At 44.5% G+C, this 12,184-nt stretch carries 11 protein-coding genes and 1 pseudogene; 6 read left to right on the forward strand and 6 right to left on the reverse strand.

The window, feature by feature from the left end:
- Window positions 1–145 precede the first annotated feature (145 nt).
- Window positions 146–244 (forward strand): annotated as a pseudogene (locus D0A34_26115) (cobalamin biosynthesis protein CbiG).
- A gap of 332 nt (window positions 245–576) precedes the next feature.
- Here the strand turns inward: D0A34_26115 and D0A34_26120 are convergent.
- Window positions 577–1,584: a protochlorophyllide reductase gene (locus D0A34_26120; protein ID UNU21855.1), complete on the reverse strand. Its 1,008-nt coding sequence runs from the start codon at window positions 1,582–1,584 to the stop codon at window positions 577–579.
- Window positions 1,585–1,789: 205 nt separating this feature from the next.
- Between D0A34_26120 and D0A34_26125 the strand changes: the two genes are divergently transcribed.
- Window positions 1,790–2,617 carry a DUF4343 domain-containing protein gene (locus D0A34_26125; GenBank protein ID UNU21856.1) on the forward strand — a complete coding sequence of 276 codons (828 nt, stop codon included), beginning with the start codon at window positions 1,790–1,792 and terminating at the stop codon, window positions 2,615–2,617.
- Between the two features lie 71 nt (window positions 2,618–2,688).
- On the opposite strand, the gene D0A34_26130 is transcribed toward D0A34_26125, so the two are convergent.
- The 3 genes from D0A34_26130 to D0A34_26140 all read right to left on the reverse strand — a co-directional run bounded on the left by D0A34_26130 (window position 2,689) and on the right by D0A34_26140 (window position 5,005).
- The gene (locus tag D0A34_26130; protein UNU21857.1) at window positions 2,689–3,807 is read right to left on the reverse strand and encodes an alkene reductase; all 1,119 of its coding nucleotides are present in this window, start codon (window positions 3,805–3,807) and stop codon (window positions 2,689–2,691) included.
- A gap of 113 nt (window positions 3,808–3,920) precedes the next feature.
- Window positions 3,921–4,076, reverse strand: coding sequence for a hypothetical protein (locus D0A34_26135; GenBank protein UNU21858.1), 156 nt, complete (start codon window positions 4,074–4,076; stop codon window positions 3,921–3,923).
- A gap of 713 nt (window positions 4,077–4,789) precedes the next feature.
- The gene (locus D0A34_26140; protein ID UNU21859.1) at window positions 4,790–5,005 is read right to left on the reverse strand and encodes a hypothetical protein; all 216 of its coding nucleotides are present in this window, start codon (window positions 5,003–5,005) and stop codon (window positions 4,790–4,792) included.
- A 264-nt stretch (window positions 5,006–5,269) separates the two neighbouring features.
- Here D0A34_26140 and grxC point away from each other — a divergent pair, with 264 nt between their 5' ends.
- Window positions 5,270–5,584: a glutaredoxin 3 gene (gene grxC / locus D0A34_26145; protein ID UNU22473.1), complete on the forward strand. Its 315-nt coding sequence runs from the start codon at window positions 5,270–5,272 to the stop codon at window positions 5,582–5,584.
- A 44-nt stretch (window positions 5,585–5,628) separates the two neighbouring features.
- Here grxC and D0A34_26150 read toward each other — a convergent pair whose 3' ends face one another.
- On the reverse strand, window positions 5,629–7,431 hold the full coding sequence (locus tag D0A34_26150) for a 2-succinyl-5-enolpyruvyl-6-hydroxy-3-cyclohexene-1-carboxylic-acid synthase (GenBank protein UNU21860.1): 1,803 nt from the start codon (window positions 7,429–7,431) through the stop codon (window positions 5,629–5,631).
- 15 nt (window positions 7,432–7,446) lie between these two features.
- On the reverse strand, window positions 7,447–8,880 hold the full coding sequence (locus D0A34_26155) for an isochorismate synthase (protein UNU21861.1): 1,434 nt from the start codon (window positions 8,878–8,880) through the stop codon (window positions 7,447–7,449).
- 405 nt (window positions 8,881–9,285) lie between these two features.
- Here D0A34_26155 and D0A34_26160 point away from each other — a divergent pair, with 405 nt between their 5' ends.
- The 3 genes from D0A34_26160 (at window position 9,286) to D0A34_26170 (ending at window position 12,162) form a co-directional block, all read left to right on the forward strand.
- A complete protein-coding gene (locus D0A34_26160) occupies window positions 9,286–10,182 on the forward strand; it encodes a 2-carboxy-1,4-naphthoquinone phytyltransferase (GenBank protein ID UNU21862.1) in 897 nt (298 codons plus the stop codon).
- Between the two features lie 133 nt (window positions 10,183–10,315).
- Entirely contained in the window at window positions 10,316–11,116 is an 801-nt protein-coding gene (gene menH, locus D0A34_26165; protein UNU21863.1) for a 2-succinyl-6-hydroxy-2,4-cyclohexadiene-1-carboxylate synthase, read from the forward strand.
- Window positions 11,117–11,127: 11 nt separating this feature from the next.
- Window positions 11,128–12,162, forward strand: coding sequence for an o-succinylbenzoate synthase (locus tag D0A34_26170; protein ID UNU21864.1), 1,035 nt, complete (start codon window positions 11,128–11,130; stop codon window positions 12,160–12,162).
- Window positions 12,163–12,184 lie beyond the last annotated feature (22 nt).

Raw genomic sequence — 12,184 nt, forward strand, 5'->3', positions numbered from 1 at the left:
TCGTGTAAGTCGATCGTAAACAGTAAAAAAAAGCCGATATTTTGGGTTGCAAAACCTACGCTTTCATGCTAAGGCAGCGACCAGAACAGTCCTAGACGCCAGGGTAAACCAGAAACCGGGTTGTTTCCGAAAAGACGGGTTACAACTGAGTTCTTGCACCATTCTCAATAATCTTTTTATTAACAGGCAAGATGCCTGTTCCACAAGAGATAAATTTTCTTGTGGAACAGGCATCTTGCCTGTTCTTAAGAATAGTGCAAGATGTGAGTTACAACCCGCAAAGCCACTAAAAAACCCGGTTTCTTTGATTTTGGTGCATCATATCGTTTCCGGTTGCAGCGAAATAATAAAATCGAGTCAACAGTTAACACTCAACCATTCAGTTTTTCGACCCCGAGTCAACAGTCAACAGTCAACAGTCAACAGTCAACAATCATGAGGAGTGCAACCGGAATTGATATCATACCAAATCCGACTTTAATACCCCCTTTATTATTGAGTCCGCGTCTACCCACCTCCTGTGCGTAGACGCCGTTTCAACCGCCAAGCCTGATAAAGGGGGTTTGTAACTTTGAATTATGCAGAGCGGCCCGCACCAGCGGCAGCACCCATTTGAGCACCGTCAGTCAATCCCACCAACTTAGCGCTCAACTCCCACATCCGCTCGCCTTTTTCATCATCACGAGCCTGGGGAGAAACCTTTTGCACAAAAGACTTACCATCTTTTTTCTGGCGGTTCCCCCAACTCCAATAAGCCCCAGATTGCTTGTATTCGGGATCAGCAACCACCATCGCCAGCCTTTCGCCCGCCAACTCCTGCGACACATAACCCCCGGTGATATTCTTCTGAAACAGCGGGAACAGCTTCTGAAACAAAGGATAGTGGTTGCGGAACAGCGGCGTATCCGCAACGCATCCCGGATAAAGCGAAGTGAAAGTAATCCCGGTGGATTCATGAAAGCGGCGGTGCAACTCCCGCATCGTCAGCACGTTGCAAACTTTGCTATCTTTGTAAGCCTTGACCGGTTCAAACTTCTTGCCATCAACCATCGAAATCGGGTCTTTGAAACCCGCTTCAAAACCCTCAAACTTGCCTAAATCCGGGCGCGGCGGAATCTTCCCACCCAACTCGTCTGGATTGTGAGTCACGGTTCCCAAAATCACGATTCTCGCATCGGAATAATAGGAAGGCTTCATATTTTCCATCATCAGGTTGCACAGCAGGAAATGACCCAGGTGATTGGTAGTCATCGTCAACTCGTAACCCTCCGGGCTCCGCAGCGGTTCCTTAATCAAAGGCATATAAATGGCCGCGTTGCACACCAAAGCGTCCAGAGGCCTGCCGCTGGCCTTAAATGCCCGAGCAAATCGACGCACGCTCTCCAAATCGCCCAAGTCAATCTCCATGATGGAGAAACTGCCTTGAGGTATACCCAACTCTTGGGCGGCGTCTCCGGCTTTCCGCACGTCCCGACAGGCCATGACTACGTGCCATCCCTTGTCTGCGAGAGCTTTCGCGCCGTACAAACCGACGCCGGAGGAAGCGCCGGTGATGATAACCGTTGATTTGTGATTTTGTGCCATCTTGTTAAAAGCGCTTCCGCTATTGATTTTTTTCAGGCTCTCAAACTGCTAAGCTCGTAGCTCCGATGTTTGAAAATATCCTACGCTTATTAGGATAGAAGGAAATGTTCTCGATCTCAACTGCCTTTTTGCCATTGGGTTAGATTAAGTCATTTTTGCTCTCTTTGCGGGAGTTGCTTCTCAAACACCAGAACATCAAAAAGTCATGAAACAAGTAAATTGGTTGATTGAAAAAGATATTTACGATCGCGAATCAGAATTTTTAGCAGAATTGCACAAACAAGGATACATTTACCACGAAACTAGATATCTCAATTTTCGCCCCGAAGCAGCTCATCAATATTTTCCCCCTGATGATTGTGTTTTATTCATGGGAACCCTGAATTTGGGTCGGGATATCTTAAGAACTTCGTGGATTCCGGGAGCTTATATGGACGAAAAGCATCTCCGTTGTTCCAGTTACTACACTTATTTCGGTCAATATTTGTTAAATAATAAATATTTTATTCTTTCTTTGGGCGAATTGGTCAGAAGAAAAACCGAAATTTTGGAATACTTCAAATCCGGTGGAGATTTATTTATTCGACCTGACAGCAATATGAAGTCATTTCGATCAGGGGTTTTTAACCTGAATATTTTAAATACTATGCAATCTCTGGGAAGCGAATTAAAAAGAGATGAAACAACTTTGGTATTAGTCAGTGGTAAGCGAGGAATTACGAAAGAATGGAGATTTTTTGTGTATAAAAATCAAATCATCACTGGTTCTCTCTATTTAGTGGGAGAAGAAAGAGTTGATGAAACAATCAGGGGAGGATATTTAGAAAACTATCTTAGCGAAGTTTTCAAACAAGTGAGTTGGTATCCAGAATCTGTCTACACGATCGATATCTGCGAGTCAGAGGGAGAGCTTTATGTCTTGGAACTTGGTTCTTTTAGTTGTGCTGGAGAATATGCTTGTGATTTGAGTGCGATCGTCGAATTTGGTGCAAAAGCAGCTTGGGAAGATTATGAAGCAGTCAATCAATTTTAGATTAGCCCGATTCCAGACTTCTTTAAGAAGTCTGGGATCTAACAGCAGGTGTCATCCATGTAATCTGACGCTCAGGAAATAGCTTGAGATTCCTGATATCTAGGGAAATCGATATAACCTTCAGGCCCAAAAGAATACCAGACGCCGACTTCAGCAGGCGGATTGAGCGGCCAACCATTAGTAAAACGCTCTACCAAATCGGGATTGCTGATAAAATCTCGACCAAAAGCAATTAAATCCGCAACTTTGCTGCTCAGGGCCGTTTCAGCCTGTTCTTGAGTATATCCGCAGTTGCCGACGAGCGGCCCTGCAAACACATCGCGAAACTCGGCTATCATCATCGGCGTTCCCAATTCATGAAAGCCAAATGCTAGACCGTCCACCAAGTGAAGGTAAGCTAAATCATAGGCATTTAACTGCGCTGCGAAATACAGAAAATCTTCTCGATATTCTGGAGAACCCATATCATTGTAAATACCGTTGGGAGAAAGCCTAACTCCCACTTTGTTTGCCGGAAATACTGTGATAATCGCCTCGACAATTTCCTTAAGAAAACGGTAACGGTTTTCAACTGTGCCGCCATAGGAATCAGTGCGGTGATTGGTTTTGGTTTGCAGGAAAGTGTCAATGAGATAGCCGTTTGCCGCGTGAATTTCTACACCGTCAAAACCTGCCATTTTTGCTCGCTCCGCCGCCTTGCGATAATCTTCTACAACGAGCGATATTTCATCGGTTTCTAGAGCCCGAGGGGTTTCGTAGGGTTGTTTGCCTAGAGGGGTATGAATTCCTTCTCCGTTTATTTTGATGGCAGAGGCTGCAACTGGCAATTGATTGTTTTCATGAAAACTGCTGTGGGAAGCCCGCCCGGTGTGCCAAAGCTGCATGAAAATCGGTGTTTCGTGGGCATGAACCGCAGTCACAATTTGTTTCCAAGCTTCGCCTTGCTCGTCTGAATAAATACCGGGCGTATTGAGCCAACCATTAGCTTGAGTAGAAACGACTGTGGCTTCTGTAATGATTAAACCAGCGGAGGCTCGCTGAGTGTAATACTCTGTCATCAAGGCGTTGGGCATCCGCGCTTCACCGGCTCTGGCTCTCGTTAGGGGTGCCATGACTACCCGATTTTTTAAGGATAAATCTCCGATTTTGAAGGGGCTGAGTAGGAGTGGAGAAGTTGTTTGAGTGGTCATAATTTTGGTATTTTTTCAACTGAATAATCTGGGAAATCACATATAGCAACTGCCCGTGTTAGGACACAAGGCAAGACATCCAAGGCTCGCCAAAATGTAAGCAATCAAACTCATCAAGCTGTTTGCGAATTTGACTTTTTAGCCAAGACTCTTCTTTGTTCAATTTTGTTAAACTCTGGAGAGTATGGCGGTAAATATAATAGTCTACACCCTGCTGTTTGAATCAATTCCTGAATCTGACCACTTTTATCAAATCTGAGATTATCCATCACCACTACCTGTGCTGCGACAAGTGTTGGAAGTAAACTTGTTTCCGGCTTTTGAAGGAGTCAGGAGTCAGGAGTCGGGAGAAGAACACCCTCTTTCCTCCTGTCTCCTCTTCTGGTGAATACTTCCGAAAGTTTCAATCCCTGATAGGGTTTTAGGTTGATTGCGGCTTTTGAAGGAGTCAGGAGTCAGGAGAAGAATACCCTCTTTCCTCCTGTCTCCTCCTCTGGTGAATACTTCCGAAAGTTTCAATCCCTGATAGGGTTTTAGGTTGTTTCCGGCGTTTTTTTACCACAATTTTTTACTCAAGAGACTACAGTTTCAATCCCTGATAGGGTTTTAGGTTGTTTCCGGCACGGCGGAAGTTCTTAGTTAGGGTGCTGACTGCTGGGTTTCAATCGCTGATAGGGTTTTAGGTTGTTTCCGGCCCAAAATTGAAGCTTTAGACGTGGTTAAAACACAAGTTTCAATGTGCGCGATCGCTTCCAACAAAAACTGATCGCCCTCTGTCGCCAGTACAACCTGGAAATCCGCGATTAAACAAAAAAAAAAGCAGCCGGTAAAGGCTGCTTTGACAAATAAACCGTTGTTGAGTTAGAGGAGAAAACTTTTAAATCGAATTCAAATTACTGCTGTTTCCACTCCTGCCTGAGTTTCCACTATTTTCATCTACCGCTGACTCACCTTGCCTTCAGAACAAAACTTCCAATCCCGATTAGAATGCTGCTGAAAGTTCGTTGACTACTTTCACTCGGCCTCTGAGCACTGCCCGCAGCAAGCGGTTGATACAGCCTCTGTCTTCGTCATTCAGAGAGTCGTCGAACGTGGCGGCCATCAAACCGTAGCGATCCGCCAGAGTCAAAACGCCTGTATCGGTTACAGAAGCCAGGATTTCAGAGATAGCGCCGGGGAGGAGTTGTACGGGGTGCATGGCAGTGCGGTTGAATTCGATATATCTATCATCTTCTGGTTTCCTCTAAATATCGGTGATATTAATAAGGTCGCGAATGTGATTTTCTAGGGTGAAAGCAAGTGATCCGAGTAGAGTAAAGTTGTGACTTGGGTCACAGCGCCACAGGTAGCCCCAAGCAATTCCATCCCGCGCCGATTTTTGGGTAGGACGTGGGGCCGAGGGCATTTCGCTAAAATGATCGTTAATCCCCCAACCAGTTTAATTTTTACCCCAGTACCGAAAATGCTTGATTTTCTCAATCCTCTCTTGGGCCGCAAGCCCGATCGCATCAAAGCCAATGTGGAAATATATACTTGGCAAACCTGTCCCTACTGCATCCGCGCCAAAACTTTGCTGTGGTGGAAAGGCGTAAATTTCACGGAATACAAAATTGATGGCGACGAAGCGGCTAGAAAAGCAATGGCCGATCGCGCTAACGGACGCCGCAGCGTGCCCCAAATTTTCATTAATAAGCAACACGTAGGCGGCTGCGATGACATTCACAAACTCGATTCAGATGGACAGTTAGATCCGCTGCTAGCTCAACCAGCAGTTTAAATTAGTGTAGGTTGGGTTTCGTTCCACCTGCTCAACCTACAAATTTACAAATCTTTGGCAAATTTACTTAGATTATCTTGCCGCCATTTAGCATCGCCGCGCCTGTCTGTTTGCAATTCTAAGACGCGAATCCCGCTATTTGGCAAAAAACTTAATTTTTGTTTGAACTGTTCCCAATCGTCTATTATCTCGTGTTTCACGCCGTAAGTTGCACACAACTGAGCAAAATTTATCTGCTGCGGCGTCGCAAAAAACTCTTCAAAGGGCGGGTCAAATTTGGCAACGGGCAACATTTCAAAAATTCCGCCACCGTTGTTATTAATTAATATGATTGTCAGATGACCGACAAATTTATTTTTAATTAAAAAACCGTTCGTATCGTGCAAAAGTGTTAAATCGCCTGTTAGCATGATGCTGCTTTGATGGCGGTGAGCAACTCCCAACGCTGTTGATAATGTGCCGTCTATACCGTTCGCGCCACGATTGACAAAAGGTTTTATTTCTAAGTGGTTTGGCTTCCAGAAAAACTCGACATCTCGGACGGGCATACTGTTGGCAATAAATATCGGTGTTGCAGGTGGCAAAATTTGGGAAAGCAGCCAGGAAACTTTGGGTTCGATTATGTTGTTAATTGCTGATATTTTTTGGTCTATTGTTTGTCTGACTTGGATTTCGGTGTTGCGCCAAAGTTGGAGGTATTCGTTTGATGGAGAGGTTAGAACCCCCCCTAACCCCCCCTTGCTAAGGGGGGGGACTTGAGGAAGGATATTAGTGGCTAGATGCTCTACAGAGGTTCGCAGGTGAATTGTTTGGCCGTGTAGCGGATCGAAATTGTGGTGGCTGGGGTCGATTATGTAGCGTTGTGGTTGGGTTTTGTCTAGCCAGTTTCGCAGTTCTTTGCTTGTGGGTAAGTCTCCGATTTGAATGGCGATTTCTGGGGTTAATTTATCTGCTAGTTCGCGGTTTCGCAGGATTAAATCGTAGGTGGAAATTAGATGGGGGTTTAGTTGAGCGTAGTTTCTGACTGGGGATAGTCCTTCTGCTAAAACTGGCCAGTTTAAGGATTTGGAAATTTGGGCGATCGCACTACAGTATTTTTCGGCAAATTGAGGCTGTGCAACGCCTGCAATAATAATCCCTCGATCGCACTTTTGCCATTGTTGCATGGTACTTTCTTCTCCCCCCCTTAACAAGGGGGGGCTGGGGGGGGTAGAGCTTTCTCCTGCGAAAATGGGTTCTAATCCTGCAAAGAAATCTTCGGGATTAAATTGTGTTTCTAAAGCTTCTACGGCTATGTCTGGAACGGGTACAAGCGGGTCGCGAAAGGGGAGGTTGATGTGGACGGGGCCTGGTGTTGGAAATTGCGATCGCTCCCAAGCATACACGATCGTCTGCCGCAGATAGTCTAGCATTCCTCTGGACGCAGAAGGTATCGCTAATTCGGCTTGCCAGTTCGGATAATTGCCGTATATTTTAACTTGGTCGATCGCTTGTCCGGCGTGACAGTCCCGCAGTTCGGGAGGTCGATCGGCGGTGAATATTAGTAGCGGAATTCGACTTTCTCGGGCTTCTATTATAGCAGGATAAAAGTTGGCGGCGGCGGTTCCAGATGTACAAATTAGTGCGGTTGGTAAACCGGATTTTTTGGCGATTCCTAATGCAAAAAAGCTGGCTGAACGTTCGTCGAGTATGGGAATAGTTTCTATTTTGTTGTTCTGGGCAAAGGCTATTGTTAGCGGTGCCGATCGCGAACCGGGACAAATCACGGCTGTAGTTAATCCCAGTCTTTGCAATGTCTCTGCTAATATTGAAGACCAGAGAGTGTTGGTATTGCGAAAATCAATCATTTTTATAATATATTGCTAAACCAAAGCGTTTAAAAGTGGTTGTAATTTGAGCTGAATTTCTGCTAGTTCTTTCTCTGGTTCCGAACCAGCCACAATACCGGCACCAGCATAAAGTATAGCCCGATCGCCATCGATTAATGCCGATCGAATGCCGACGGCAAATTCGCCGTTCCCCCTGCGATCGATCCAGCCCAGAGGTGCTGCGTACAAAGAGCGATCGCAGCTTTCGCAGCGGCGAATTTGCTCTAGGGCAATATCTCTCGGCACGCCTGCTACCGCTGGGGTTGGATGCAGTTGAGCTAAAATTTTTAATAAATGAATATCAGGGGGGATTTGAGCAGTTATGGGTGTCCACAAATGCTGAATGTTTGATAGTTGCAGCAGTCTGGGCACTGGGGAAAAATTGGGAGTTATGCCGAGTTTAGACAGGCGATCGACAATAAAGTCAATCACAACTTGATGTTCTCGAATATCTTTCTCGCTCTCAAGCAATCCCTGGGCTAATTTTGCATCTCCCGCCTCAGTTTTTCCCCTCGGTGCTGAACCTGCTAAAGCATCTGTTAATAACTGATTGCTGTGAATGCTAATTAAGCGTTCTGGACTGGCACCGATAAAAGTTTGTCCTTTGCCGTTACTGGTTGAAAATACATAGCAATCTGGATAGCTGAGGCGCAAGTTATTTAATGAATCTATTAAACTGAAAGGGGTTTGAGAAATCACATTGATTGCTTGAGATAAAACTATTTTACTAAAATATTTAGAGGCTATCAATTCTAAAGCAGACTTGACTGATGTTTTAAATTGACTGGCATCATTGACGGGAATTTGTTTAAAAGAGAGCGAACTGTTGATAGCAGTAGTTAGTTTAGGGTATTTACGAGATTCAATTTTATCAAATGTTTGCCAAATATTTTCAGCGATGCTTTTAATGTTTAGATCTTTTTCTATTACGGTATTTGCCACGAGAATGCAGCTATCTTTCTGTCTGGTAATTTGCCATTTTGGTAAAAATATGGTGGCGGGCGGAAAGTAAGAATTAGCCACAATGTTCTCATCAAAAAAAGCAAAACTACAAAAAAAGTGAGGCCCGCTAAATGGCAAGCGTTCCGCACCAATGGTAATTGTATTGGCAAGTGTTGAACGAATAAAATTTTGAGCTAAGGCAAATCGCTCGGTTCCTGCTACTGTGAGATGGATTGCCGAATCAAGGGCTGCAATCGCAAAACTTTTGCCGACAATAGGGTTTCTTTTTTCAAAGTAAAAGTGCCGCTGACAAGGTTCGGAAATCTCTTGCAGTACAGCTAGCGGATCGAGGGGGTAAATTTCCTGAGAAATACTAACTATTTTTGTGCGATCTTTTTCGGTTAAAGACTGCTGGCAATTTAACAGAAACTGATGCAGTTGATTGCGGTCTTGCAAGAGATTAGCGCGGTGCGGTATTACTGTCATGAAAGCGAGAATAGCAGATTTGTCAGATAGAGTGTGGGTTTGTCCGGCTAAAACCCCTATTTCGATCTAAGCACGGGAGGGCGATCGCAAAACATGACCTTTCGAGTTTCCCCGAAAGTTTGGGCTCGAAGAGGGCAGAAAACAGACGATCCTCTTCGAGGGCTTCGCCAACGTGCGATCGATCGAAACATTTAGACATAAAACTTTAAGATTGAGCGACTAAATCTCGACTCTCATGCTCACGCCCCTACAAAGGTTTGCAGACGGGCTACTTCAAGGCTGTGAGCACCTTCACCGCCTCTCAACGGATGCCCCGCACGCACTCAACCTTATACAGAGTAGACTTTGTTCACCAATAAAATTGTAAAATTACTAAGCTGCTATCAATTGCATCAAGTTTGTGTAATGACAACAAAGTTAATTGAACGTCCAAATAGTAAATTGTGGCTGGCGGCAATCAAGCCGCCCATGTACAGCGTTGCGGTGATTCCTATTTCAGTAGGAACAGCAATTGCTTTTGCCGAAACTCAAACGATTAATTCGTCAAATTTTTCGACATTTTTAATGTCAGCCATTTTGATTATAGCATGGCTGAATCTCAGCAATGATGTATTTGACTCGGAAACAGGCATCGATAAAAACAAAGCGCATTCCCTAGTTAACTTAACCGGAAATAAAGCTTTAATTTTCGGGCTGGCCAATCTGTTTTTAGCAGTCGGAGTGTCGGGAATATGCGCCATAAGCTGGTGGCAAAAAGACCCAACAGTAATTTTGCTAGTAGTTTTGTGCTGTGCTCTCGGCTACACTTATCAAGGGCCTCCGTTTCGCCTTGGCTATCAGGGTTTGGGGGAAATCATCTGCTTTTTCACCTTTGGGCCGCTAGCCTTTGCCGCTGCTTATTACAGTCAGACTCAAACTTGGTCGGCAACTAATTTTGCAGCTTCGGCCATCGTGGGAATTACTACGAGTATCATCTTATTTTGTTCCCACTTTCATCAAATTGCGGATGATTTGGCGGCAGGGAAAAAATCGCCAATTGTCCGACTCGGTACAAAGAAAGGTGCCCAGTTGTTGGAGTGGTTGTGCGGCAGCGTTTATGCTTTGACTGTGCTATTTGTGGCTTTGGGAATGTTCCCAATTTGGACGCTGTTGATTTTTGGGAGTTTGCCATTTGCGATCGACCTTTGCCGCCATGTCACAGACTATCACAACCAACCGACAAAGGTCAGCAACTCTAAGTTTATCGCAGTTACGCTGCATTTTTCGAGCGGATTGCTGCTGGCGTTGGGCTTTGCTTTGTAAATCGGGCGATCGAGAATTCCGGTAAAATGGAGGTATGGTTTGCTAAGTTGAGAGAGTTGGTGGAGTTTGGTGACTTCTCAAAATCTTGTTTAATTTAGCAATCCGTACCTCATATTGAATCGTATAATTGTATATGGACAAATTTAATAATTATAACTTTCACTATTCCTTAACTGGCAACAAGAATCAGCCGACACTTTTATTTTTGCATGGATTCACGGGCAGCAGTCTAGACTTTAGCAGGGTGATTCCCTTACTTTCTAACAGTTATTGCTGCTTAGCAGTTGACCTTCCCGGCCACGGAAAAACCCAAGTCAACGGCGACGAAAGTTACTACACTATGTCAAATACTGCCCAAGCATTAATCGAGTTATTAGATGATTTACAAATAGACAAATGTTTGTTGTTGGGCTATTCAATGGGCGGGCGATTGGCACTTTACATGACATTACATTTTCCAGAAAGATTCGAGAAAGTAGTGTTAGAGTCAGCTTCGCCAGGATTGAAAACAGAAAAAGAGCGATCGCACCGCCTGGAAGCCGATTTACAGCAAGCACAAAATCTGGAAAATAGCAACATTAAAAATTTTTTATTCAACTGGTACGATCGCCCTTTATTCAAATCTTTAAAAAACTCTCCCCACTTCGACAAACTCATAGAAACCCGCTTAGCAAACAATCCCTTAGAGTTAGCCAAATCACTCCGCAATATGGGAACCGGCAACCAGCCCTCTCTCTGGGAAAAACTCGCACAAAATCAAATTCCCATCCTCTTGCTAGCGGGAGAATATGATGATAAATTTACAACCATAAATACCGAAATTGCCAGCTTGTGTCCGGCCGCTACTCGGGAAATTGTACCAAAAGCTGGTCACAATATCCATTTTGAAAATATTGATAAGTTTGTCGCCGTTGTGAGACAATTTTATGATTAACTCAAAAACCCATGCTTTATCAATTCGAGTTTCGCACTTATCAGCGAAAATTTAAGCGCCCCTTGCGAACAAGTCACGGCATCTGGGATATTCGCTCAGGAATTATCCTGCGAGTTGTTGGCGAAAATGGTCGAATTGGTTGGGGAGAAATTGCCCCTTTGAGTTGGTTTGGTTCAGAAAGTTTTGAGCAAGCTTTAGATTTTTGTCACCAGTTGCCAGCTAATCTTTCATCAGAGATGATTTTTGCTATTTCCCCTGAATTGCCGGCTTGTCAATTTGGCTTTGAGTCAGCACTATCAAACGAGGAAAATTCACCCCCCCCAGCCCCCCCTTGCCAAGGGGGGGAGAAAAGCGAAAATTTAACTTACCTTCCCCAAAATGGGGAGAAAATGCAAAATCGGTTCAGCGGTTTATTGCCAGCAGGTGAACCAGCTTTGCAGGCTTTGCAAGTTCTTTGGTTAGAGGGATATCGCACGTTTAAATGGAAAATTGGGGTTGCTGCAATTGAGGAAGAATTAAAGATTTTTCAGCAGCTAATCCAAGCAATGCACAATTTGTGCGATCGACAATCGGCATTTTTGCGGTTAGATGCCAACGGGGGACTCAGTTACTCGCAGGCTAAAACATGGCTGCAAGCTTGCGACAAGGTAAAAGAAACTGACTTTTCTGCAGACATTGAATTTGTGGAACAGCCGCTGCCCGTAACACAGTTTCAGGAAATGGTAGAATTGAATGCTATTTATGCAACTCCGATCGCCCTTGATGAATCTGCAGCCAACCTCGATCGCATCCAAGAGTGCTACAGCCAAGGCTGGCGGGGACTTTTCGTCATTAAACCTGCGATTGCTGGTTCCCCATCCCAACTGCGAAAATTTTGTCAAACTCACAATATAGACGCTGTTTTCTCATCAGTATTTGAAACCCAAATCGGCAGACAAGCAGCATTAAACTTAGCAACAGAATTGTCTTTAAATAAGAGAGCACTCGGCTTCGGCACGGATTGCTGGTTCGATGACAATCATTCGATTTTAGATTTTAGATTTTAGATTTTAGATTAGTCCCACGACT

The sequence above is a fragment of the Microcoleus vaginatus PCC 9802 genome (assembly GCA_022701275.1).
Lineage (GTDB): Bacteria > Cyanobacteriota > Cyanobacteriia > Cyanobacteriales > Microcoleaceae > Microcoleus > Microcoleus vaginatus_A.

Excerpts from the sequence above, each read along its gene's own strand:
- D0A34_26120 (UNU21855.1), bottom strand. The coding sequence starts at position 1,584 with ATGGCACAAAATCACAAATCAACGGTTATCATCACCGGCGCTTCCTCC.
- D0A34_26130 (UNU21857.1), bottom strand. The coding sequence starts at position 3,807 with ATGACCACTCAAACAACTTCTCCACTCCTACTCAGCCCCTTCAAAATC.
- D0A34_26160 (UNU21862.1), top strand. The coding sequence starts at position 9,286 with ATGACAACAAAGTTAATTGAACGTCCAAATAGTAAATTGTGGCTGGCG.
- grxC (UNU22473.1), top strand. The coding sequence starts at position 5,270 with ATGCTTGATTTTCTCAATCCTCTCTTGGGCCGCAAGCCCGATCGCATC.
- menH (UNU21863.1), top strand. The coding sequence starts at position 10,316 with ATGGACAAATTTAATAATTATAACTTTCACTATTCCTTAACTGGCAAC.
- D0A34_26170 (UNU21864.1), top strand. The coding sequence starts at position 11,128 with ATGCTTTATCAATTCGAGTTTCGCACTTATCAGCGAAAATTTAAGCGC.
- D0A34_26135 (UNU21858.1), bottom strand. The coding sequence starts at position 4,076 with ATGGATAATCTCAGATTTGATAAAAGTGGTCAGATTCAGGAATTGATT.
- D0A34_26150 (UNU21860.1), bottom strand. The coding sequence starts at position 7,431 with ATGATTGATTTTCGCAATACCAACACTCTCTGGTCTTCAATATTAGCA.
- D0A34_26155 (UNU21861.1), bottom strand. The coding sequence starts at position 8,880 with ATGACAGTAATACCGCACCGCGCTAATCTCTTGCAAGACCGCAATCAA.
- D0A34_26140 (UNU21859.1), bottom strand. The coding sequence starts at position 5,005 with ATGCACCCCGTACAACTCCTCCCCGGCGCTATCTCTGAAATCCTGGCT.
- D0A34_26125 (UNU21856.1), top strand. The coding sequence starts at position 1,790 with ATGAAACAAGTAAATTGGTTGATTGAAAAAGATATTTACGATCGCGAA.